This is a genomic window from Anabaenopsis sp. NIES-4685 (assembly GCF_059725405.1).
On the sequence record NZ_AP043602.1, the window covers coordinates 3,228,653 to 3,252,489 of the forward strand.

The window sequence follows — 23,837 nt, forward strand, 5'->3', positions numbered from 1 at the left end:
AACCGCACTAAAAGGGGCGGTTTTTAGCTGAAACAGCAACCTGACAACTCACTCTTAGAGGTTGTCACCTATGGAGATTCCGGAGTTTTTTGCAAGCGAATCAACGTATTATAAACTTCTCGTTTTAACTCATTGTTACTTTGTAGCTCCATAGTGATTTTGTTGAATTGATCAATACTGAGTCCATTATTTTCGACTATTTTCTGAGAATTATTACAGTAAGTTACAGCGATATTTTGAGCCTGGCGTGGTAACTCTTGCATACTCTTGGGGTCGTTACAAAAGATTCTGGGCATTTCTCCACCCCCAATTAGTTTTTTAATTTCATCAAAAGCCTGTTGTCGGGGTGTTTCCATTGCCAAAATAGCTTGGGCGTAGTTGGTAATCTCAGTATTATTAACGGAATTGTTTACAGGTGGTGTTTGACCATCGGCTTGGTAACTGAAGGTAAGAGCGCTAGTGATGAAACTAGCAGTGGTGAGAATGCCTAAACATAGAATCTGGGAGAGCATATGTTGCAGACTAGTGTGACAAAATAAATTAGGGGTTGGTTTCATAAAGTCTATGACACACAAGTATAATAGGAATAGTTAATAGCTTTGAATTATTTTAGGAGTTAGAAGTTCCAACAAAACTGCCTGTGAATAAAATTTTTATCTTTTTGATCTTTAATCTTTACCAGAACAACCTCTGTTTGGGTGGGGAAACTCCTCTAAATAAGTGGGCTGAATGAATCAAGAATCCCAAGCGCTTCTAGCCTTGGGAGTGTCTACGAACTTGGCATACTTGACAAATTTCTATAACTTTTGTCTGTAGTGCAGATACTTCAGGGGATCCTTGCTTGAGACTTACTTCTAATTGTAGTAGTAGTGGTAAGCAACAGATGAGTTGCTCTAGAGAAAGTAATTTGACTTCTTGCTGTAAGAAGTAAATGCGTTTAGGGTTGTTAATTTCGGCTACTTGGGCGATCGCTTGGGGGTTACGTTCTCCGCTGTCCATGGCTATCTTTACTAATAACCAGGTACGGAATTGACCTATGAGAGTAGCAACTATCCGTAGTCCCGGTTCCGCAGCATTGATCAGATCGGACAAAATGCTCAAGGCTTTGGGTGTATCTCCCATTCTAATTGCTGCTGCTAATTGTAAACTATTTTGGGTAGTATTTCTGACTAATTGCGTAATGGTATCTATGTCTAGAGGCTTAGTGGTATTAGTTGTATAAAGTCGCAGTTTTTCCATTTCATTATACAGCAAGCGTGTATCATTACCTACAGCCTCAGCTAAAAGTTCCGCACCGCGGGAAGTTAGTTTCACCCCCACAGTTTCAGCCACTTGATTGACGGACTGTACCAGCAATTCTGTTTTCCAAGGTGGGATGAGGGAAAATTCTCGAAATTCACTAGCGCATTTTTTGAGTAATTTAGTGGATTTGATGCGTTCATCTGGTTTGTTGCGACTGGTGAGTAATAACCAGGAGTTATCGGGAATGACTGACAAAGTTCGCGTTAGTTCTGCTAGAATGTTCTCTGGGCAATGCTGACAGAGTGTGCTATTGACTAGCCACACCAACCTTCCACCAGCACCAAAGGCTGGTGTCATCACTTGATTTAAACCAGCAATTGCTGCATCGGGTTGATCTGGTGATAGGATTGTATAGTTAAAACTTACCCACAGGGGATCAAGGATGCGATCGCGCAATGTCGCCACTGCCTTTTCCATGGCGAAATCATCTTCACCCCAATATACATAGATTGGCATAAGTTCACCTCAGATCAGATGCTGATATAAGTGGACAGAAAAAATAATATTCTAAGATAAGCAGTCAGATTTATGATTACATCAAAAACAGTGCAACAATTACCGGCGCAATGGATAACACCAGAAAATTTTCGGTCTTATGGTCAGGTAATTTTCCCTAGTGAAGATGGTAAGAATTTTGATGGGAAAGATGCGCAATTAAACTTACAGAATGGGACACCGCGATTTTATATTATGAGGCTAGAAAATCGGGGTTGTAAGTTTGATAAAATTACTCGTCATTTACAATGTACCCAATGTTTAGGTTCTTTAGGAGGAAAGGACTGGTTAATGGCTGTTTGTCCTCCTCATAATCATTTAAATCAACCAGTATTAGCCCAGATGGCTGCTTTCCGTATACCGGGAAATTGCTTTATCAAATTAAACGAGGGTACTTGGCACGCGGGACCCTATTTTACACATGAAGTTGTAGATTTTTATAACTTAGAACTGGCTGATACTAATGTAGTGGATCATTTCACTCATGATTTATTCGAGAGTCATCAGTTAGAATTTGAAATGGTGATATAATTCAGATAGTATACACCCTGAATAATGTTGGTATTCTGTGTTGATTTATAACCAATAGCAGTTACCGGGTTGTGCTGAGATATTATTTAACTTTTATATATGGAATTGCCGCCTTATAGCATGCAGGGGTGTATCGTTGAACTGCTCAAAATTAGAAGGGAATCAGCGGAATAAATTTTGATAACAGAAACCGCGTTAATACCAATAAGTTAAATAGTATGAAAGACTGAAGGCAAACATCGCGAAAATCACAGGAATGACATTGCTCAGTTCCAGTTTTCGTTTATTGAAAATTTGCCACAGGTTCATGATGATAACTACAGGCCATAAAATCGTTGTGACTAGAAACATCACAAAAGATAAAAATTTCTCTTCGGGGGTAGAAGTTGGATGACGCAGAGAAAATCTTAGCCAATTGGTGAAGAAATAGCAGCTCATCAGGAAATAACTTAATAGTAATGTTACTTGGATCTGATTCATGTTTCACACTCCTTATGATTAGTACCACTCAAGTGAATACAACTATTATATGATTGGATTTCCCAAAATACAGATATATGTAACTTCGATCTTCTTCCTTCTGATACCGCACTAATATTTTTTAGTGAGATAGATAATATTACCCCTGAGAAGCAAACAGTATTTATGGTTAATTTCAGCTAAAAATTAGTGGGTGGCAATTATGACTAATTTTCAGTTAGACCAATTTACATTAATTCATTCTGGAACGAGTTGTCACAGGGGTGTAACCCCCGGTAACCAACTATACAAAAAGAATGTATCAGTCATAGAAATCCTGTGACAAATGTATAAATAATCAAAAAAAATACGCAGAGTAATTCCCGATTTTGCCATTCTACTTTCTGGTATTAGTTAGTAGGTAGGCAGTAATCATTGTCTTAGCTCAATGAGCCATGGAGATTTACAGCTTGGAATTAGAAAGCATGCGATAACTATAGCCGAGATGGGAATCTTTTTGAATGTATTGTTTCATCCTATCGAGGTCAATAAATTCGTCAGCAACATCAATTAAATTATCGCTGGTCATGGTTCGCAAACTAACCAATTCAACGCGAGAACCTGTAGCGGTAACTGCATTGACCGCATAGGCTAAATCTCCGTCTCCACTAACTAAGATAGCTGTATCATAGTAAGGAGCTAAAGTAATCATATCCACAGCAATTTCTACATTCAAGTTGTGTTTTTTTGTATGGTCTGTCCAGTTGTACTTCTTTGGTAACCACACGATAACCATTTCGACGCATCCAAAAAAGAAAACCTTGTTGCTTTTCGTTAGGGCGTGAACGTGTAGAACCTAGTCTTGAGGTATCGATAGCAGTGTAAAAGAAAGCTCGCAACAAGCGCGAACCCCCAGTTAAATAACACAGCAATTTGAGATAGTCGATTTCCATACTCAATTGCAAAGCTGTTTGAAATAGACTGACGCCATCAATGAAAATAGCTACTCGACCACGATTTTGAATATTTAATGAGGAACCATCAGGTAATTGCTCTATTTTTGGGGAATGTTCATTTTTGGCACTATTTTTTATTAAGTTTTTTCTGGGTAAATCAGGTTCTTCCTGTGGTCGTTTGTGGGGCTTTTCTGCTTTGGTAAAATTGGTGCTAGTCATTGACTCCTCTAGATTTTAAATTTGGCAACGCTTGGGGGTAATTTGTCAATAGTCTGGTTTCATGGCGTAAATAGAGCTACCATTTGCAACAGTTTAAATCCCGAAATCAAAGTTTTTTGATGTTACCAAGGGGGGACTAGTTGCAAATCAACTCAAATTGTCCTAATTGTAGAGATTCCCAAATGTAAAGCCCAGAGCAGTGATTCAATCTGGTTAACGCAGGTTTTACGCAATTTTTCCAGTGCCTACAGGTATGTTTTTCATGACTTACTACTAATGCATATAGGTTGACTACAGGAGACAATAACTTGGGTGAAACCCGCTTCCTGTAATGGTAGAAGTAAGCTTGAACCTTTGGCAGTTATTCTTATTGTACATCTCTATGAAAAAATTCCACATTAAGGCAATCTTTGTATATTCCTCTAGTGATATTTACTCTTAATGTTTGAGTTGAAGTTATCAAAACTAGATATTAGTTATTGCTTAATTTTTCAATTTAAGCAGAATAATGGAATTGCCTATTTTCCACTTATATGGCTAATTTGATTTATTTAAGGTAAAACGATGCCTACCCATAATACTTACACCATAACTACCTATAATCTGCTGTATGACATCGGGGGGAGTTAAAATGAAAAAATACCCCCAGTAGTTAACTGAGGGATTCTGCAAGTCGGTATTGTCACACAACGATATTCGAGAATTTAATCATATTAAATCTTAAGTAAGAAAATATGCCAAATTGCCGAATTATTTTCGATCGCCATAACCCTATGTCTACTGGTAGATGACCAAATTCATTTTGGGGAATGGGTCATGAAACCGAAACTACGTTTAAGATCATCAGTAAAGGTATCTTTACTAGCTTTGGCATGAAACGTATTGTTTTGATTGCTGGATTTGAATCGTTTAATGCTGACTTGTACAAGAAGGCGGCTGAGTTGGCTAAATCACGGTGTGCTCTGGATATTCGGGTGTTTAGCGATCGCAATATTACCAGTGACCCAGGGGAAGTAGAAGCAGCACTGGATGGGGCGGATGTGTTTTTCGGCAGCTTACTATTTGATTATGATCAGGTTTTGTGGCTGCGATCGCGCATTAACCAAATTCCCATCCGTCTGGTATTCGAGTCAGCCTTAGAGCTAATGAGTTTAACCCAGTTGGGTAACTTTACCATTGGCGGCGAACCCAAAGGAATGCCAAAACCAGTTAAATTCATCCTGGACAAATTCAGCAACGGAAGGGAAGAAGACAAACTTGCTGGGTATATTAGCTTCTTAAAAATCGGTCCTAAACTGCTGAAATTCATTCCAGTAAAGAAAGTTCAAGACTTACGCAACTGGTTAATTATCTATGGATATTGGAACGCTGGCGGTTCTGAAAACGTTGCTGCCCTATTCTGGATACTAGCAGAAAAATATTTAAATTTAAAGGTTGGCGACATTCCCCCACCACAGGAAACCCCGAATATGGGGTTACTGCATCCTGAATATGAGGGATTTTTCACATCTCCCCGGGAATATTTAAAGTGGTATCTTCAGAGACAGACATCATCAAAAAGCGGGGAACATAGCCACACAACCACACCTATAGTAGGTATTCTGCTTTACCGTAAACACGTAATTACGCAACAACCATACATTCCCCAACTCATTCACCGTTTTGAGCAAGGGGGTTTAATTCCCTTACCCATTTTTATCAACGGTGTAGAAGGACACGTAGCGGTAAGGGATTGGATGACCACCGACCATGAAGCCCAGCAACGAAAACAAGGAAATATAGAAACTTACTCCCTGTCAGATCAAGCAGTCCAGGTAGATGCAATTGTCTCTACCATTGGCTTTCCCTTAGTAGGCGGTCCGGCCGGTTCAATGGAAGCAGGCCGCCAGGTGGAAGTAGCTAAACGCATCCTGACAGCGAAAAATGTACCTTATATAGTAGCAGCACCCCTGCTGATTCAAGATATTCACTCCTGGACACGTCAGGGAATCGGCGGACTGCAAAGTGTAGTGTTATATGCTTTACCTGAACTAGATGGGGCAATAGATACTATTCCCCTGGGGGGGTTAGTGGGTGAACAAATTTATCTGGTGCCAGAACGAGTACAACGGTTAATTGGTAGAGTTAAAAATTGGGTTTCCTTGCGGCAGAAATTGCCATCTCAACGTAAAATAGCGATTATTTTATATGGATTTCCCCCTGGTTATGGGGCTGTGGGGACTGCGGCTTTATTGAATGTTCCCCGCAGTCTAGTTAAGTTTCTCCACGCCCTCAAAGACCAAGGTTATGATGTTCGGGATATCCCCGAGGATGGGGAAGAATTAATTCGTCAGGTGAAAGCAGCAGATGAAGAAATGGAAACCTGGCAAAAAAATCAGCCTTTTCCCTCCTCTGCTAATACTGTTCATGTCCGTAAACTAGAAAGATGGTTGGGGTATCTGCTGACTTCCCGCATTGAAAAACAATGGAAGTCTCTACGGGGAACTGGAATTAAAACCTATGGGGAAGAATTACATATTGGCGGTATACAGTTAGGTAATATTTGGATTGGTGTACAGCCGCCTTTGGGTATACAAGGCGACCCGATGCGGTTAATGTTTGAACGGGATTTAACTCCCCATCCCCAATATGCGGCTTTCTATAAATGGCTACAAAATGATTTTGCGGCTGATGCTGTGGTTCACTTTGGGATGCATGGGACAGTAGAATGGTTGCCTGGATCCCCCCTGGGTAATACTGGTTATTCTTGGCCGGATATTTTATTGGGAGATTTACCTAATCTATATATATATGCCGCCAATAATCCTTCTGAGTCGATTTTGGCCAAGCGTCGGGGTTATGGGGTGTTAATTTCTCACAATGTCCCTCCCTACGGTCGCGCTGGTTTGTATAAAGAGTTGTTATCTTTGCGAGATTTAATTGCGGAGTATCGAGAAGACCCCCAGAAAAATTATGCTTTGAAGGAGGTGATTTGTAAGCAGATTGTTGATACTGGTTTGGATGCTGATTGTCCGTTTACTGATGCTCAACGTTTGGGAATTGCTTTTAGTCCTGAGAATGTGAGGATGTTTAGCGCTCACGCCTTTGATGATTATTTGCTGAAGTTGTATGAATATCTCCAGGTGTTGGAGAATCGTCTGTTTTCTTCTGGGCTGCATATTTTGGGGGAACCGCCGAATCAGGAGGAGTTGGCGGGATATTTAGAGGCTTATTTTGGCAAGGAACCCCAGGGAAGCACAGAACACCCACAGGAGGAGGAGTTAGTTACTGACTTGTTGATGCAGTCTACTGATGAGTTGAGGAGTTTGTTAAGGGGGTTGAATGGAGAGTACATTTTACCCGCGCCCGGGGGTGATTTACTGCGGGATGGTGCGGGGGTGTTACCTACGGGCAGAAATATTCATGCTTTAGACCCTTATAGAATGCCTTCTCCTGCTGCTTATGCTCGGGGGCGGGAAATTGGGGGGAAAATTATTGCCCAGCATTTGGCGGAACATAAAACTTATCCGGAAACGGTGGCGGTGATGTTATGGGGTTTGGATGCGATTAAAACTAAGGGTGAGTCTCTGGGTATTCTTTTGGAGTTGGTGGGGGCGGAACCTGTGAAGGAGGGGACTGGGCGTATTGTCCGTTATCAGTTAAAGCCCTTAGCTGAGGTGGGACATCCGCGCATTGATATTTTGGGGAATTTATCGGGGATTTTTCGGGATAGTTTTGTCAATATTATTGAATTATTAGATGATTTGTTTCAACGGGCGGCTGATGCTGATGAACCCGAAGAGCAGAATTTTATTAGAAAGCACGCTTTGGCTTTGCAGGCCCAAGGGGTAGAGAATAGTTCTGCAAGATTGTTTTCTAATCCCGCTGGTGATTTTGGTTCTTTAGTCAATGATCAGGTGGTTGATGGTAATTGGGAATCTGGGGAGGAGTTGGGTAAGACTTGGGAAGGTCGCAATGTGTTTAGTTATGGTAGACAAGATAAGGGTCAGGCTAGACCAGAGGTTTTAAATACTTTATTGAAAACTAGCGATCGCATTGTTCAAGAAATTGATTCTGTGGAATATGGTTTAACCGATATTCAAGAATATTACGCTAATACTGGCGGTTTAAAAAAGGCAGCAGAAAAGCAACGGGGTAAAAAGGTGACTACCAGCTTTGTGGAAAGTTTTTCTAAGGACAGTACCCCCCGGAATTTAGATGATTTACTCCGTATGGAGTACCGCAGCAAGTTAGTCAATCCCAAATGGGCGCAAGCCATGGCTAATCAAGGTTCTGGGGGTGCATTTGAAATTTCCCAACGGATGACGGCGTTAATTGGCTGGGGTGGTACTGCTGATTTCCAAGATGACTGGGTATATGACCAAGCAGCAGATACTTATGCTTTAGATGCTGAAATGGCGGAGAAGTTACGCCGGGCTAATCCTGAAGCTTTTCGGAATATTTTAAGCAGAATGATTGAGGCACATGGGCGGGGTTTATGGCAAGCGGATGCAGATAAAATCGGTAAGTTGCGTCAGTTATATGAGTTAACAGAGGAACAATTGGAAGGTGTGACGGTTTAACTATGTTCATCTGTGGTCGAATGCTGCTTAACTAATTGAACAACTGCGGCTGCTAAAGTTTCTGGTTGTACTGGTTTAGGTATGTGGATTTGAAAACCTGCGGAAATAGCCTGTTGTTGGTCAAACTCAGCGGCAAAAGCCGTTAAGGCGATCGCGGGAATTCTCCCTCCCATTTGTGAGGGTAATCCTCGAACTTTTCGTAATAATTCATACCCATCCATATAAGGCATACCAATATCGCTGACTAAAATATCTGGCTGGGACTTGAGGAGCATTTGCAATGCTTCCCAGGCTGATGCTACTTTGGTCACTTTCCCGCCATACATTTTCAGCACAAAAGTGATAAAATCAAGGGAATCAGGATTATCATCCACAACTAAGATTTTAATGCCATTTAAATCCAAAGTTCCTGTTTGCAGTATATTCTCTGTTGATATCTCTGGCCGGGATGATTTATCTTCAGTCACTACACATCTACACAAAGGTAGTTTCACACTAAAAGCGGCTCCGTGCCCTTCACCTAAACTATTAGCCTCAACAGTACCGCCATGTAACTCTACTAACTGCCGCACAATTGCCAGTCCTAAGCCTAGTCCCCCAAATTTTCTGGTAATTGAACTATCCTCTTGACGAAAGTAATCAAATATGTATGGTAAAAAATCAGGGCTAATACCTTTGCCTGTATCACTGACTTGGATTTGAGCCATACAATTAGATTCTTCCAGGCGTACTTCCACTTTCCCCCCCGGAGAAGTGAACTTGACAGCATTAGACAAAAGATTCCAAACAATTTGTTGTAAGCGAGCCGAGTCACCGGTAACTTCTCCTACATTTTCGTCTAACATAGTATTAATGCTAATTTCTTTCGCAGAAGCTGCCAAATTAATACTGTCTAAAGCGGCGGAAACAGTCTTGGCTAGATTGATTTTAGAAACATTTAAAGTTAGTTTTCCCTGAAGAATGCGAGATACATCCAGTAAATCTTCAATCAATTCCACCTGTAATTTAGCATTGCGTTCAATAATTTCTATAGCTTGAGCAGTCTTAGCCTGATCTAGTTTGTTAGTTTTCAATAGCTGCACCCAACCGAGAATGGGATTAAGTGGGGTGCGCAATTCATGAGAAAGGACTGCAAGAAACTCATCTTTAATGCGGTTCGCCTTTTCAGCTGCTGCGCGGGCTGCTTGTTGCTGTTCCAAGGCTTTCCACAGTTCTGCTTCGGCGCGTTTGTGGTCATCAATATCAGTAGAAGAACCAAACCACTTGATAATTTCTCCTTTGTGATTACGTAAAGGAAAAGCTCGCCCTGAGTGCCAGCGATATTCCCCATCACTAGCACGAAGCAAACGGTATTCTACCTGATATTTTTGACCTGTACGAAGACATTCACGCCAAGTATCTAGGCACATTTGCACATCTTCGGGATGCAGTACAGATTGCCAGCCCCAACCTTGACTTTCCTCCCAATTCATACCTGTATACTCAACCCAGCGTTGGTTATAATAGTCTAACCAGCCATCTGGACGGGAAGTCCAAACAATTTGTGGGACAGCGTCTGCCAAGGTCTCGAAACTTAAATTGGAGGAATTATTCACTTTATTGTGGCGGTCATTTATGCATAAATTTTTATTGATGGCGATCGCAGCATCACTGCTCAACTCATAACTTTCTTGGTTGTGCATTATGTTAAATTCCCTGAATTTAACGGGACTTATAAACTTTCCCTTCCCACAAGTACTCCGACATCTGTGTTAATTAACTCATGAGGACACCGCAGCCAGGGCATAACAGCTATAATATTGCCTCGATTTCGTAAGGATAGATTTACGTGAGGTTGTATACAAGCCACAGACATCAGAACCACCCATTTAATAGTTAATATGCACTTGACATATAATAGCCCCCATAAACACAGTTTAACCTATAGTTAACCCGGATTTGATAGCAACTGACTTAATTTATTTAAAGTCGATAAAATAGGATAATTGTGATATTTCAGAGGTAATTCATAGGATTTATTGCTAACATCTTGACCTAATGCCATTTACCAGGGAGACTGAGGCAAACTTGTCTGTTTTCAGCCCATGTTATGCCAATTAAAAGTGAACCGGATGACTGTTCTATATATGATCGAGTAATGGGCTAGTTTTTTATGTAATTTACTATACTCTCAACGGGATGAGTTAGACTAAATGGAATAGGAAGAGTGGTAAAACTACCGGGAGCAATTTCGATCGCATAGGAAGGAACTAATGTTTGCGCCTGTGGGGGAAAACCGGTAGTATTTAAATCGAGGCGATAATTACCGGGTGGTAAGGATATACGAATACCATCATGTTCCCACTCCGATTGATATTGACTAATGCTTTGATGATTAATCAATAAGAGTTCTTCTAAGTCCTCAGTAATTATCTCATCTCCTTGGTCTAGTTTGTGATTACTGTTTTTATCAAGGAAGGGTTGAATAAATAACCCTTGTGTAGCCAATTTCTGGTTAATAGTTCTGAAACCTTGTTGGAGGTTAAAGCTACTATTAATTTGAATTTGAAAGGAAGACCCATGGGAAAATTGAGATATTGATTGGTATCGTGCAGACAGGTTTAATCCTGAAAGCATCGGTATAGACAATGTAGCATTTATCCCTGAGCCATCGTTACTCAGACCGGCTCCTATTCGCCACTGTAATCCATTTTTCTGAGCATATTGCCAAGATAATTCTAAGAAATTTCTTGGAAATTGGGGAATGGGATTTGTCAAAATATCATAGTTTTTTTGATAACCTTGATATCTCAATGCGATTTGATTAGTCGCCACCCCAGTATTAGCTTTTGGTAAATTGTATTTAATTTCAGCATCTATTCCCGATAAATTAGTACGGAAGGTAAAAATAAAGTTTTTATATGCTTTGGCTAAATTCAAGGTATTATTAAAATTTAAGTTCTGATTTTTGTCTAATGATATCTGTGTATTGAAATTATCATCATTTTGGCGCAAACTAATTTGTAAACTACCAGTTCCTGTATTTTGAATGTTGCTAAACAACTGCATAGTTGTACTTTGATTCAAATTTAATTGATGGTTAAAATTTAATGTCTGTGAGTATAAATCTCCATTTAAGTTGATTTGTGTGTTGTTAGAAATGCGATATTTAATGCGGGTATAAATATTGCTGCCACGATTTGAGGGATATTTGATTCTGTCTTGGGTATTCGCACTCAAATAAACACTTAAAGGGACATTTTGAGGATGAAAAAATAGCTCACCAATAGCATTAATATTGCCATGATAAAATGCACCTATTCCTAATGTGAGACTTTCGGAAACTCCCCACTTTTTTTTTATTCCAGCTTGAAAATTAGAAAAATTGCCGATAATTTCGGAAGTTTGGGGGAATGGGGGTTGATATAACCAACCAGCAGAAAATACAGAGGAACTTGTCCCAGAAGATAATTGTCCTGGTGTAAAAGCTAAATTAATTACTTTAACTTGGGGTTGTGCTGTTAATCTTCCTCGGGGATATTTTTCAATCACAAACACCCCACTACTGACATCAGGAAAGCGATAAATACCAGTTTCATCTACTAATATTTCACCTAAGATATTTTTAGTGTCACTCTGGGGACGGAGGACGACAAAAGTTCCGGGTTCGGCTTTTCCCTGAATGGTACGTTTAACGTCAGCAGCTTGGTTGCGTTGCTCTATATTAGTGCTTTGGGTAGGTGACAAGGTGTAACCATGGCGCTGGACTAATGACACTCCCCAGTATTGCTGAAAGAATGTCCTGGGCCACAATGTTTGTTGCTGTCCTACAATGTAGTCTTGGTGTGCATCTGAATTAACCCATTGAAAGGAATTAATTTGGAATTTTGGGTTTTCTAGTATATTTCCTTGTTGAACTCCTAAGCTCCATCCTCCCTGAAAAGCTGTACCAATGGCTTGAAAACTAGCTGAACTTTGAATGGTATGGTTATGAGAACTATTGAACTGTATATCGTGTAAAAGATGACTAAAGCTAAATAGTGGACTTTTGACTTTTGGTAACCCATCTAATATGATTATTTCGGGTTTTTTCCTGGTTATTTGAGAAGGTGTTTGATCTAACCAGGGAGCTTGAATGAGCAATGTATAACTGTTAATGTCAAATTTGACTACGACATCAAATAATTCTTGTATATCTTTAATTTTGATCACTCGTCCCAATTCTGGGTCTAGAGTAAGTTCTTTGGGGTTGATTCGCAGGATAAAATGAGCCGATCGCAGTTCTAATTGACCATCTGGTAGTTGAGAGGTTTGAATGTCTAGAGCTTGTAAAACTACTTCATAGGGTATTTGCCAATTCTCTAAGTCTACTGGATTAAGACCATCTTCATAACCCCGGACTAAGGTACTTTGTACTACTAGACGATTATTTACAGATATAGCAAGAGGTAAAATTTCTAACTGGTATTTGCTATGTGACTGTTGATGTAAATTAGTCAGCAAAGTTCGGATGATATCAGCTGGTAAGTTATTTATTACTAAAGTTGATTGAGAATTATGACGTGATTTCGCCTGGTGATATGAGGATGAAAAGATAATCGGACTAAATTCCTGATGGGTGATTAATGTTGGTGTATGGTTTTCTAAATCAGCTAGATTCTGGTTGTTAGGGTCTAGTTTTCCTTCTGGTGTCGAGAAGGAATTGATATTTTGACCATGATAATCTTGAGGATGAAAAATCACCTTCAGTCTATATTTAATAATAACTGCTGCCCGAAGGCGATCGCATCTTCTGGGGTAGAAACTTTTCCCTCAGCTTGTGCAATGGCAATTTCTGTTAATAATTCGCCTAATTTTGGGGAAGGGGGAATATTTAGTGCTATGATTAACTCATCGCCACTCACTAATTTAGTGGGATGGGCAACCAGGTCATCAGGGTTCAGGTACCGGCTGATTAATGGTGCATAGGCGCGTAGCGACTTGTGGACTGAGGTCGCCGATACCAAATTATTATTTATTAAGGCTAAGATTATTGTAGCCGCAAATACATTTCCCGCCTCTTGGAAGAAAAAATATTGTTCTCTCACAGACATATGAGGGGATTTGAGTAGGGGAAACAGCTTTAGGGCGGTGGTCACAGCCTGAATTTCAGCACGGCTGTAAGTGAGTGCTTGGAGTTGGATTTTAGCAACTTCTGGGTCAGGGTGAACTAGACAAGCGAGTTTAGCAATGCCTAACCAAGTAGTTTTGACTGTATCCCGGATATGCTGCTGTAATTTTACATCTAATTGTGGCCAATGTTGAGCAATCAAATCAGCTACTGTGTCTATTGTTGCCAATTTTTGCCAACTTTCGGGGGTAGCATGGGGAAAGAAAGGCGCAAGTAAATGATGTGAGGCGGCTTTAACTAGCCAAAATGTCCCTTGAGGATTTGCTAATAAATAAGCAATTTCTCCCCGTACTCGTTCCGGGGCGACTTGTGTGATCTGTGGTGCTAAGGTGGTAATAGTTGCCTGAGTAGTCGGTTCAATGGTAAAACCAAGTTGGGCAGCTTGACGATATGCCCGCATTAATCGCAGGGGGTCATCTTTGAGGTTAGCTGGTGATACCATGCGTAATATACCCCGTTGTAAATCGTCATAACCGTGTAAGGGGTCGAAGATGGTTTGGGTATGGGGATGATAGGCGATCGCATTAATGGTAAAATCTCTTCTTGATAAATCTGCCTCTAAACTATCTCCTTCCTGTTGGGCAAAATCGGCTGTAGCGTTGGGAAATACCACCCGAGCGATTTGCCTTTCGGGGTCGAGTAGCACAAAACCAGCATGATAATGGCGGGCGATGGTGTGAGCTAACAGCACCGCCTGAGAGGGAATAATAAAATCGAGATCCAAATATTCACGAGTCTTACTCAACAGGGCATCACGCACTGCACCACCTACCATATAAGCAGATGGAGGGAGAAGTTGCCAGTTAAAAGGGCAATTTTCGGTAACTAGAGTGAGATTTCTCAAACTGTGGATTGTCATAAAAATCAACCCAACAACTAGTGAATACAACTTGGGCTTAAGTTACATTAACATTAACAGTAAAATAGGTTTTTGGAGTCAGTTCGATTATGTGTATTTGTGTGAACTGCCACTACGTAGACCGCTGTCAAACCTACCACGCCGTAGAAACACAGCACCAACAACCGCACCTAACTGAAAATCCCACCTTTGATCCGAGTGAACCTTCCATCAACGTCAACATTCGTACCAGCCAAGATATCATTGAAATGGAGTGGGACGTGGTGGGTTGTTTGAGCTTTAAGCAGGAAGTGGGTAAGTGGTCAAAATTGCGTCCTGGAGAACTAGTACCAACCTGAGCCAATACAATTACCATTGAAGGCGGCTACTACTGAGTGACGCAGGTAGCCGTTTGGGCAAAAATCAGGGCGATGTTTCCTCCTGTATGGATTCTTATCGTTTAATGTACTCAGTTGCTTTGTAAGTGTGATGTGCATCTAACATAGAGGTTAAATGACTGTGGAATATACCATTGTAATTAGCCGTGATTGAACAACTAGAAGACCTTGGAGCCAAACCATACGCATTATCCCTACACACAACCACTCCCTCACTGGGTTTGGCTATCAGTGATTTTAATAGTGAAAGTCGTGCTCATACTTGGGATTTGGGGCGTGATTTATCTAGTTACATCCATCAATACTTAGTAGAATTTATTAAGCCCCACACTTGGGAAGAGTTAGGATTTATTGCTGTAGCTAAAGGTCCTGGTGGTTTTACCGGAACCAGGATAGGCCTTGTCATTGCTCGCACCTTAGGACAACAATTAAATATCCCTGTATTTACGATTTCTACCTTAGCGGCATTGGCTTGGGCTAAAAAACCTCAAAACCGGGAAAAATCGGGGGTAATAGCCGTAGAAATGCCAGCACAAAGGGGAAAAGTGTTTGGTGGGATATATGAACCATCCCCTGATAAGTCGAGCATCAGAGCCTTATTACCGGATACTGTATTCACACCGGAAGCATGGCAAGAAACCTTAGCTAACTGGCAAAGTGAATATAAACTAATTAAAGCTACATCTAACTTGGCTATAACTGTAGGCAGTATTTTGGAATTGGCTTATTTAGATTGGCAAGAAGGTAAACATCCCCATTGGTTCGATGCTCAACCATATTATGGGCAGCACCCCGTAGAAAATTAACATATTTTTACATCTTCTGCCTCTTTCCTGGGTGGAACAGCGAGAGACAGGTACAACCCGTTCTCGCTGAGGATATACAACTAAGCTGTCAAACAAGCGATCGCTTGTTCCACAGCTTGTAAAGCCAAATTGATTTCCGCCTCAGTGACAATCAACGGGGGTACAAACCGGACAACCTTGGGACCTGCGGGTACTAACAACAGACCCTGATCTATAGCCACCTGCACAATATCAGCGGCGGTGAGCGCAATATCTGCTTGTAACTCCATACCATTGATTAAACCCCAACCGCGGACTTCAGAAATCACATGGGGATATTTAGCGGCGATCGCGTTTAATCCATCACGTAACTGAGTACCCCTGGCTTCCACATTCTGCAAAATATTTTCTTTTTCCAAAGTCTGACAGACAGCCAAGGCCACACCACAAACAAAGGGGTTACCGCCAAAAGTACTGGCGTGTTCTCCTGGTTGAAAAACATCGCAGAACTTCTTACTCATCATCGCCCCAATGGGGATACCGCCACCCAAACCTTTCGCACTGGTAAAGATATCTGGTTCTACGCCCAGATATTCATAACCCCATAACTTACCGGTGCGTCCCATACCAACTTGCACTTCGTCGAACATCAACAAAATACCAGTTTCATCACAAAGTCGCCGTAGCTTTTGGAAATAAGCCAGATCCCCTGGGCGGACACCACCCTCTCCTTGCAAGGGTTCAATGAGAATTGCGGCGACACGATAATCACCTTCGTCTAACTCACTAATTGCTGCCTCAAAGGCACTAACATCGTTATAGGGAACATATTCAAAGCCGGGGACTAGAGGATCAAAGTATTTTTGATACTTCGGTTGTCCGGTGGCGGTGATTGTGGCCAAAGTGCGACCGTGGAAACTAGCATTGGCTGTGAGGATAATCGGTTTGTCAATTTCTAGAACCGTGTGAGCATATTTGCGGGCTAGTTTAATGGCTGCTTCGTTAGCTTCAGCACCGGAATTACAGAAAAATACCCGGTCTGCACAGGAGTGTGCAACTATCCATTGGGCTAATTGACCTTGTTCGGGAATATAGTACAAATTAGAAACATGGTGCAGCTTTTGGATTTGGCGCGTTACCGCCTCTACCATAGCCGGGTGGGCGTGTCCCAGGGTGCAAGTGGCTATTCCGGCCACAAAGTCCAGATATTCACGTCCCTGGGTATCCCAAACCCGACAACCTGCACCCCGGTCTAAAGCTAGGGGGAACCGAGCATAGGTTGACATAACAGCTTCATTGAAGCTATCAGCGTCAAAAGGGCTGGATGACATAGAATTTGATGTTGGGGGGATGGTAGCTTGCTCAATGAGAGTTTCGATACTCACGGCCGCGCCTCCTGATATCTCTTTAATTTTAATAGTCACTTACTAGTTTGCTAGAAATTATTAAAAATAACATTTTATTTATTAAATCTGATACTTTTTTCTAGGTTAACGGTTAAATATTCTGCCAAATAATGGTAACGGTAAAATAACTTTGTATTCCACACTTGAGAAAAAATACCGAAGACTCCAACAAGAACTTACCCTGGGGACTATTTCCCTGGGGGGCGTTTTTCTGACCGGTACTTTATGGTACAAGTTCATGGAGGGGTGGTCATGGGAAGAAGCGGCTTATATGACAGTGATTACCTTAACTACTGTGGGCTTTGGGGAGACTAATCCTTTGAGTAGACAAGGACGATTATTTACAATTGCCTTGATTTTGTTGGGTGTAGTCACTATTGGTTATATGATCAATAGATTTACAGAAGCCGTGATTCAAGGCTACTTTCAAGAAGGAATGAGATTACGGCAGCAGAGAAGGTTAATGGAAACCCTGACACAACATTATATCATCTGTGGATTTAGTCGCACTGGCCGTCAAATTGCTAAGGAATTTCAGGCCGAAGGCGCACCTTTTGTGGTGGTTGATTCGGATTTAGAATCTGTAGAACAGGCACAAGCACAAAATTACATAGCATACCAGGGCGATGTCACTTTGGATGATACCCTCTTGAGGGTGGGGGTAGACCGAGCGGTTTGTATTGTGGCGGCTTTACCTTCTGATGCGGAAAATTTATATACTGTATTGACTGCAAAAACACTGAATCCGAAAATTAGAGCGATCGCCCGGGCTAGTACGGAGGAATCGGCAAAAAAAATACAACGCGGCGGGGCAGATATCGTGGTTTCACCTTATATTACTGGTGGTAAGCGGATGGCGGCGGCGGCCTTAAGACCGCAGGTGTTGGATTTTGTGGATGGTTTTATCTCTAGTGCAGACCGCCAGTTTTATATGGAACAGTTTCTAGTAGACCCCCTGGTATGTCCTCTGGTGGGTCAGAGTTTAAAAGAAACAAGGTTGCGATCGCAATCTGGGGCTTTAGTGATTGCCATTCGCCGCACCGATGGTAGTCTGATTGGCGGTCCGACTGGGGATACTATTTTATTACCTGGAGATACACTAATTTGCCTGGGAACATCAGAGCAATTACGTAGGCTTAACCAAATTCTCATCCCTATTAATGCTCAACCACGACACCGAGGGAGAAATATTTAATTAATCCCAACATTCAAGTAAAGCCTTTGGTGTGTGTCTAATAAAGTATACACCAAGCTCCCCATTCCCCATTCCCTGTTCCCTGTTCCCTGTTCCCTGTTCCCTGTTCCCTGTTCCCTTGATATTTGATTTAAATTCAATTCCAACCGTGTAAGGGTGCAATCTCTTTAGTAAAAGTGGCGATAATTCTTGGGGGTGCAACTGATATTAAAATACTCGGATAAACTGCTGCACCCCATAGGGGATGAATTAGTACACGACATTTGTTTTTCATGACTGGATAGTTGAGCAAAGCTTGCACTACTGCTGTGTCATTGTGGGGAATTTTTCCCGGACGTGACAGTAAAGGATAGCCAGTGCGAGGATCAATCAGGTCTGTTAAATAGCCGCCATCTCTGAGTTTAAATGCTAAATCGCAACCAAACCGCATAAACTTTTCTCGTAAGCGTTCTTTTTCTAATTCTATTGCGGTGGTTCTTTTTACTAGTTGATAACGTGATTGCTGTAAAACAATTACAACCCATATACAAGCTTGATTTTTCCAGTCTGGTAATATCTGTTCGCAGTTGGCACAGATATAATGGCTGGGGGGATGAATAGAAATCTGCACTGCTTGTCCTGTTTCGCCAACTAAATTAATAGGACAGGTTTGCTCCGATAGCGATCGCGTGGCGTTAGCCATAGTGTAAACTGGGGAATAGTTCACTATATTAATTCGGGTTTCGCAAGTTTTACATTAAACTATTGCTATGATGATAACTCTTAAAAGTTCATAAAACTCATGAAATTTGCATAATTATTGATGTTTCTTAAAATTTGTTGTGTATGAGTGCTGATTTTGTGAGTCTAATGTTTATGGTTTATTAGGTGATACGTGTAAATTATCATACATTTAATACTTACAGCACTTCTCAAGTAAATAAAGTACACACTTTAAGATCATAAATCTTGTGGGGTGCGCATCCTGCCCGCCCTTGTACCTACTCAGATAAAATGCGCTGTATATAAGGGAAAATTCCCCCGCTGGTAGAAAAATAAAGGTCAAAACCTCAAAGGTATGACCTTTATAGAAGACTGGTGTCTAATTAAGTTTGAGCGCATTAACTGGGACTTCATCCCAAGAGTTAACTATTCGCAATTGTGCTACCCAACCGGCTAATTTTTGGCTATCAGTCAAATTTTCTTCAAAGGATTGATGACAGTGTTTGGCTTGGGATTCATCACAACAAGCAATACAAGCGTGAATCATACCGGAAGGATCAATTTGCTCGTTTACCCAAATTGTCATAGGATACATCCCCCTAAGGTAATTTAATTTATGTTTTTAGAATACTACTCAAGGGTGGGACTTTCATAAACTCACAACTACTGGGAATTAGAAAACATCAGCTGGGTCAGCTTTACGTAGTTTACCTATGGCGATCGCACCGGAAATACTACACATGATGACTGTGAGAATAAATACAGTTATGGCTCGTTCTACCTTCATAGTTATGGGTAGCATGGTGGCGGCGTAGGTTAACTGATATAATCCAAATGAGAGGAACAAAGCGGGTATATAACCCAAAACAGCTAAAAATAACGCTTCTTGTAGCAAAACCCCCAACAGATAGCCATCAGTATATCCAATGGCTTTGAGGGTGGCGTATTCTGGTAGGTGTTCGGAGACATCAGAGTAAAGAATCTGGTAGACAATGACTATACCGACAATAAACCCCACGACCACACCTAAACCAAAAATGAAGCCAATCCCAGTACTCTCGGCCCAGTAAGTCTGTTCTATTTGGGCGAAATCTGCTATGGTTAATACGCTAATATCATTGGGTAAGCCGGCGGCTAGTTGCGATCGCATTTTCTCAATATTTACACTGGGCTTAAGTGTAATTAATCCTACCTCTATCTTATCTCTTTGGCGTTCGGGGAAGAGTTGTAAAAAGGTAGAGTCACTGGTAATGACATTCCCATCCGCAGCAAAGGAAGCACCATTATTAAATAACCCCCGAACACTGATGGCTTGATTATTGAGTTCTGTGTTAAACTTACCTGTGGTTGCAAAAATATCACCCACTGCGCCATATTCTGGACGACCATCTTGATCAAACAGAACTTGATACAATGCCTTGAGATGATGCTGATTTTGTTGTACTGCGGGAAATTTAAACGCCGGTGCTACAGGGTCAATACCCCAAACTAAAATAGCACGATCCAGACGTGTTTGGGGATTGCGCCATTGTCCGGTGCCAATATAAACAGAATTTACTGATTGTACACCCTCATAACCCAATGTTTGATAAAGTCTTTCTCTAGAAAAGCTTTTGACTGAAAATAAAGTTTGAAATTGAGGATTAATTAAAACTAAATCTGCTTGTAGGTTCCGATGCGGTTTGGTAGCTGCGTCAAATAGCGCACTTTCAAACCCTAGCTGAATAAACATCAGCATATCAGCAAATGTAATACCTGCGACGGCAACTAGTAAACGAGTTTTTTCTTTCATTAACTGTCGCCATGCTAGGGGGGTTTTATGTAAGAATTTGAAAAACATATAGAAATCCGGTTTGGTTTCTGAATTGATTTGTCTAGGTAGGGAACAGGGAACAGGGAATAGGGAACAGGTAACAGGTAACAGGTAAGAATAATTGCCGTGTGTACTGAGTCTTGTTCAAAAATCAAATAGGAGTCCTATATGAGTGTTATAATTCAATGGCTGTTTGCACTTGTAAGTTAGTTAATCCCGCTACTTTTTTACTGTCTGTGGGATCTAGGCGAATTCTTACCTCAATGACTCGACTATCTAGGTTTTCCCCTGGTTGGTTGCTAAATACATTTTGTCTATTTACCTGTAAACCAATTTGAGAAACTGTTCCTTGCAATTCACCATTAAATGCTTGACTGGTAACTACTGCTGATTGTCCTAGTTGAATTTTACTAATATCGGTTTGATATACTTCTGCTATAGCAATCATTTGCTGGGTTTGTGCTAGTTGCGCGATTCCATCATCCCCAATTTTTTCGCCCTTACGGGCGTGAATTTTCAGGATTTGTCCCTGTATTGGTGCTTTAATATAGGCAGATTCTAAGTTGGTTTTCATTTGTTTGAGTACGGCGGTTGCATTCTCAATTTCAGTTTTGGCTAGTTCTATATCTACGGGGCGAATTTCAGCAATACTGTTGAGTCTGGCTTTTGCTTGTGTGATTTGTTTATTCCCGGTGGAGTTGATGCGCTTGAGCGCGACTTGCGCTTGGTTTAATTCTCTGCTCGCTGTGGAGTTAATGCGATTGAGAACTGCTTGCGCTTGTTTTAGTTGCTGTTGTGCGATGTCTAAACTTAAGCGTTTATTGTCAAATAAAGAATGAGAAATTACTCCCTGAGCAGATAGTTGCTGATAACGTTCATATTCCCCTTGGGCGTTATTCAGTTCTGCTTGCAGTTTGTTAATTGTCGCCTCTTGTGCTATCCTTTCCCCTAGCCATTGTGCTTCTATGCGGGCGATCGCTTCTTGCTGGGCGATGATGTCTGTTTCTAACTCAGCTTGTAAACGTTCAATTGTTGCTTGTTGCGCCTGAATTTCTCCAGTTTTAGCCCCAGCTTGAATTTGAGCTAGTTTAGCAACAGCAACTCTGAGCTGTTTTTCTGCTTGGACTACAGCAGTTTGCAGACGGGTTCTTGAGTCGAGAATTGCTACTACTTGCCCAGATTTGACTGGCTCCCCTTCCTGTACTAAAATCTCAGCTATGCGATCGCCATCTAATTGTAGTGGTGCTGATAGGCTAATTACTTCTGTTTCTGGTTCTAGTCTTCCTAATGCGGTAACTCTGGTTGCAGTTGGCTGATTTTCTACTGCTACGGTATTTTCACTACTTAAATTAAACTGGGATAGTCCATAAATAGCAATTCCCGATGTGATTACCGTGGCACCTACCACTAATATGATTAACTTTTGATGGGGAATTTTAAATCGCACATTTGGGGACATTTTTACCTCTTTAATTACTGTTTTTGCGATCGCTGGGGTTTAGGAGTTACAGCGCGCTTCATCGGGGTCAATGCAGAGTCAGTGACCCACTATGATTTGTATGTGCCTAATTCTGAGTCATCTTACTAAAAACCCGGTAGTAAAACCATGTAGTTGCTTCCTTGAGAGGAAACAGCAAATAGGTCAGAGGATTGATAGTGACAATAATGTTGCGGTAGTCTCGCCGTGCTAAAAACAATATACCACGAGCCACCTGCTGGGCTGACATGACTCCATAGGGATTTAGTGAACTTTTGAACGGACCCAATATTAACTTACGAATTACACAACTTCCATCTAAACGCTTGAGGGTAACAATATTCCCTAATGTGCGTTTACTCAGTTCATACAGGGGACTGAAAGCGGGGGAAACTTCAGCTTCGGAAGTATTAACCCAAATTTCCTTGGTGGCTTTGTCTTGGGGTCCGGTGACTGTAGTTAGAAATATATCTATCAGTCGCACTGCGGAAAAAGTGTTCACCTCATAGGAGGTGGCGATCGCATCAGGTGTGCGATTGTTGTAGACATTCACACCGTGATTAATAATCAAAATATCAATTTTCTGGAGACTCTCCCGCAGTTGCTCTTCATTCCCCAATTCCCAGGAAAGCACCTTTAAATTACTCTGGGGTGCTAATTTTTCCGGGTTGGTGGTTAAGGCGACTACTTTAGCATTATGCTTGAGTAGTTCTGCTGCTAATGCTTGACCCAGAGCGCCGGATGCTCCTGTTAAAGCGACGGTTTTACCTTTCAGGGATAGTCCTGTACCCAGTATTTTATCCACTAGAGGAAATACACCACTGTAGTAAGCATTGACATCATCAAAATGATGTCGCCAATGGTAAGAACGATTGACCCACCACACAGAAGGGATGATTTGTAAAGGCCCTGGTAAGTGGTTGTAGTCTGTATCGATTTTACCAGAAAAATATCGCACAGAAGCGCCATACAAGAAAGTACAGCCATAGACTACTCCCAGCCATAACCCCATGTGGTTAACCAGTAAGGCAATGATTGTTAAAACCACCACTAGTAAACCGGACTCAACTACATCATGATACAGTTGGGAATCCTGGTAAGCTTGTAGGGAGACTATAGACAAATCCCGCCGATATACTTGATGATGCTTATTGTGCCATTTAGCTAACCATTTCACCTGGTGACACAAAACATGATAACTATCTCTGAATACTTCGGCCAGGAGCAGTGAAAACACTCCCCACCCAGCAAACTGCACACAAGCAAGTAAGTTAAACATAATTAACATAAGATATTATCATGTAGTTTTTTGTATACTATTTGCCATTGTATCCTTACATAGTCAACTTAAATCACTATTGTATTAACGTTATTAAACATAAAAAATTTAAATGTGTAAATACATATTTTTAGGTTAAGATGATTATTTAGTTACCTAAATATGTTTGGTAACCCATACCGTTAATATCAGGAAATAGTCCTTAATCTATTGTTTGGGGTGGATATAAATGTACACTGCCAAACATCTTTTTACCGGCGCGGGTGGATAC

Annotated in this window: 17 protein-coding genes and 1 pseudogene; 5 read left to right on the forward strand and 13 right to left on the reverse strand. The window is 41.2% G+C overall.

Annotated elements, in window-relative coordinates; translation table 11 throughout:
• Positions 1–68 precede the first annotated feature (68 nt).
• Positions 69–557, reverse strand: a complete 489-nt coding sequence (locus tag AC6IZ0_RS13950; protein WP_271734807.1) for a DUF4168 domain-containing protein — start codon at positions 555–557, stop codon at positions 69–71.
• Positions 558–753: 196 nt separating this feature from the next.
• Positions 754–1,758, reverse strand: a complete 1,005-nt coding sequence (gene holA, locus AC6IZ0_RS13955) for a DNA polymerase III subunit delta (protein ID WP_497723462.1) — start codon at positions 1,756–1,758, stop codon at positions 754–756.
• Between the two features lie 72 nt (positions 1,759–1,830).
• On the opposite strand from holA, the gene AC6IZ0_RS13960 reads away from it, so the two are divergent.
• Positions 1,831–2,328: an ureidoglycolate lyase gene (locus AC6IZ0_RS13960; protein WP_497723463.1), complete on the forward strand. Its 498-nt coding sequence runs from the start codon at positions 1,831–1,833 to the stop codon at positions 2,326–2,328.
• 195 nt (positions 2,329–2,523) lie between these two features.
• Here AC6IZ0_RS13960 and AC6IZ0_RS13965 read toward each other — a convergent pair whose 3' ends face one another.
• Positions 2,524–2,808 (reverse strand): hypothetical protein, encoded by a 285-nt coding sequence (locus tag AC6IZ0_RS13965; RefSeq protein WP_271734803.1) that lies wholly within the window; start codon positions 2,806–2,808, stop codon positions 2,524–2,526.
• A 442-nt stretch (positions 2,809–3,250) separates the two neighbouring features.
• Positions 3,251–3,962: pseudogene (locus AC6IZ0_RS13970) on the reverse strand (LabA-like NYN domain-containing protein).
• Positions 3,963–4,834: 872 nt separating this feature from the next.
• On the opposite strand from AC6IZ0_RS13970, the gene bchH reads away from it, so the two are divergent.
• Positions 4,835–8,524 carry a magnesium chelatase subunit H gene (bchH, locus tag AC6IZ0_RS13975; RefSeq protein WP_497723464.1) on the forward strand — a complete coding sequence of 1,230 codons (3,690 nt, stop codon included), beginning with the start codon at positions 4,835–4,837 and terminating at the stop codon, positions 8,522–8,524.
• On the opposite strand, the gene AC6IZ0_RS13980 is transcribed toward bchH, so the two are convergent.
• The 3 genes from AC6IZ0_RS13980 to AC6IZ0_RS13990 form a co-directional block, all read right to left on the reverse strand.
• Positions 8,521–10,206 carry a hybrid sensor histidine kinase/response regulator gene (locus AC6IZ0_RS13980; RefSeq protein WP_497723466.1) on the reverse strand — a complete coding sequence of 562 codons (1,686 nt, stop codon included), beginning with the start codon at positions 10,204–10,206 and terminating at the stop codon, positions 8,521–8,523. The two genes, bchH and AC6IZ0_RS13980, sit on opposite strands and share 4 nt — an antisense overlap.
• A gap of 460 nt (positions 10,207–10,666) precedes the next feature.
• Positions 10,667–13,246: a hypothetical protein gene (locus tag AC6IZ0_RS13985; protein WP_497723467.1), complete on the reverse strand. Its 2,580-nt coding sequence runs from the start codon at positions 13,244–13,246 to the stop codon at positions 10,667–10,669.
• A gap of 2 nt (positions 13,247–13,248) precedes the next feature.
• Positions 13,249–14,532, reverse strand: a complete 1,284-nt coding sequence (locus AC6IZ0_RS13990; RefSeq protein ID WP_271734797.1) for a tRNA nucleotidyltransferase/poly(A) polymerase-related protein — start codon at positions 14,530–14,532, stop codon at positions 13,249–13,251.
• An 89-nt stretch (positions 14,533–14,621) separates the two neighbouring features.
• On the opposite strand from AC6IZ0_RS13990, the gene AC6IZ0_RS13995 reads away from it, so the two are divergent.
• Together AC6IZ0_RS13995 and tsaB are read left to right on the forward strand one after the other, a co-directional pair.
• Positions 14,622–14,870: a Ycf34 family protein gene (locus tag AC6IZ0_RS13995; protein WP_497723469.1), complete on the forward strand. Its 249-nt coding sequence runs from the start codon at positions 14,622–14,624 to the stop codon at positions 14,868–14,870.
• A 185-nt stretch (positions 14,871–15,055) separates the two neighbouring features.
• On the forward strand, positions 15,056–15,715 hold the full coding sequence (tsaB, locus tag AC6IZ0_RS14000) for a tRNA (adenosine(37)-N6)-threonylcarbamoyltransferase complex dimerization subunit type 1 TsaB (protein ID WP_497723471.1): 660 nt from the start codon (positions 15,056–15,058) through the stop codon (positions 15,713–15,715).
• A gap of 80 nt (positions 15,716–15,795) precedes the next feature.
• Here the strand turns inward: tsaB and AC6IZ0_RS14005 are convergent, their stop codons facing one another.
• A complete protein-coding gene (locus AC6IZ0_RS14005) occupies positions 15,796–17,079 on the reverse strand; it encodes an aspartate aminotransferase family protein (protein WP_497726062.1) in 1,284 nt (427 codons plus the stop codon).
• A 151-nt stretch (positions 17,080–17,230) separates the two neighbouring features.
• On the opposite strand from AC6IZ0_RS14005, the gene AC6IZ0_RS14010 reads away from it, so the two are divergent.
• Complete coding sequence (locus AC6IZ0_RS14010; RefSeq protein WP_271734792.1) at positions 17,231–18,295, forward strand: potassium channel family protein; 1,065 nt, start codon at positions 17,231–17,233, stop codon at positions 18,293–18,295.
• A gap of 136 nt (positions 18,296–18,431) precedes the next feature.
• Here AC6IZ0_RS14010 and AC6IZ0_RS14015 read toward each other — a convergent pair whose 3' ends face one another.
• The 5 genes from AC6IZ0_RS14015 to AC6IZ0_RS14035 form a co-directional block, all read right to left on the reverse strand.
• Positions 18,432–19,004, reverse strand: coding sequence for a methylmalonic aciduria and homocystinuria type D protein (locus AC6IZ0_RS14015; protein WP_497726063.1), 573 nt, complete (start codon positions 19,002–19,004; stop codon positions 18,432–18,434).
• 372 nt (positions 19,005–19,376) lie between these two features.
• Entirely contained in the window at positions 19,377–19,583 is a 207-nt protein-coding gene (locus tag AC6IZ0_RS14020) for a glycogen debranching protein (protein WP_200986888.1), read from the reverse strand.
• A gap of 87 nt (positions 19,584–19,670) precedes the next feature.
• Positions 19,671–20,837 carry an ABC transporter permease DevC gene (devC, locus tag AC6IZ0_RS14025; protein ID WP_271734789.1) on the reverse strand — a complete coding sequence of 389 codons (1,167 nt, stop codon included), beginning with the start codon at positions 20,835–20,837 and terminating at the stop codon, positions 19,671–19,673.
• 148 nt (positions 20,838–20,985) lie between these two features.
• On the reverse strand, positions 20,986–22,269 hold the full coding sequence (locus AC6IZ0_RS14030) for an ABC exporter membrane fusion protein (protein ID WP_497723472.1): 1,284 nt from the start codon (positions 22,267–22,269) through the stop codon (positions 20,986–20,988).
• A 106-nt stretch (positions 22,270–22,375) separates the two neighbouring features.
• Entirely contained in the window at positions 22,376–23,566 is a 1,191-nt protein-coding gene (locus AC6IZ0_RS14035) for a bifunctional sterol desaturase/short chain dehydrogenase (RefSeq protein ID WP_271734787.1), read from the reverse strand.
• Positions 23,567–23,837: the final 271 nt, after the last annotated feature.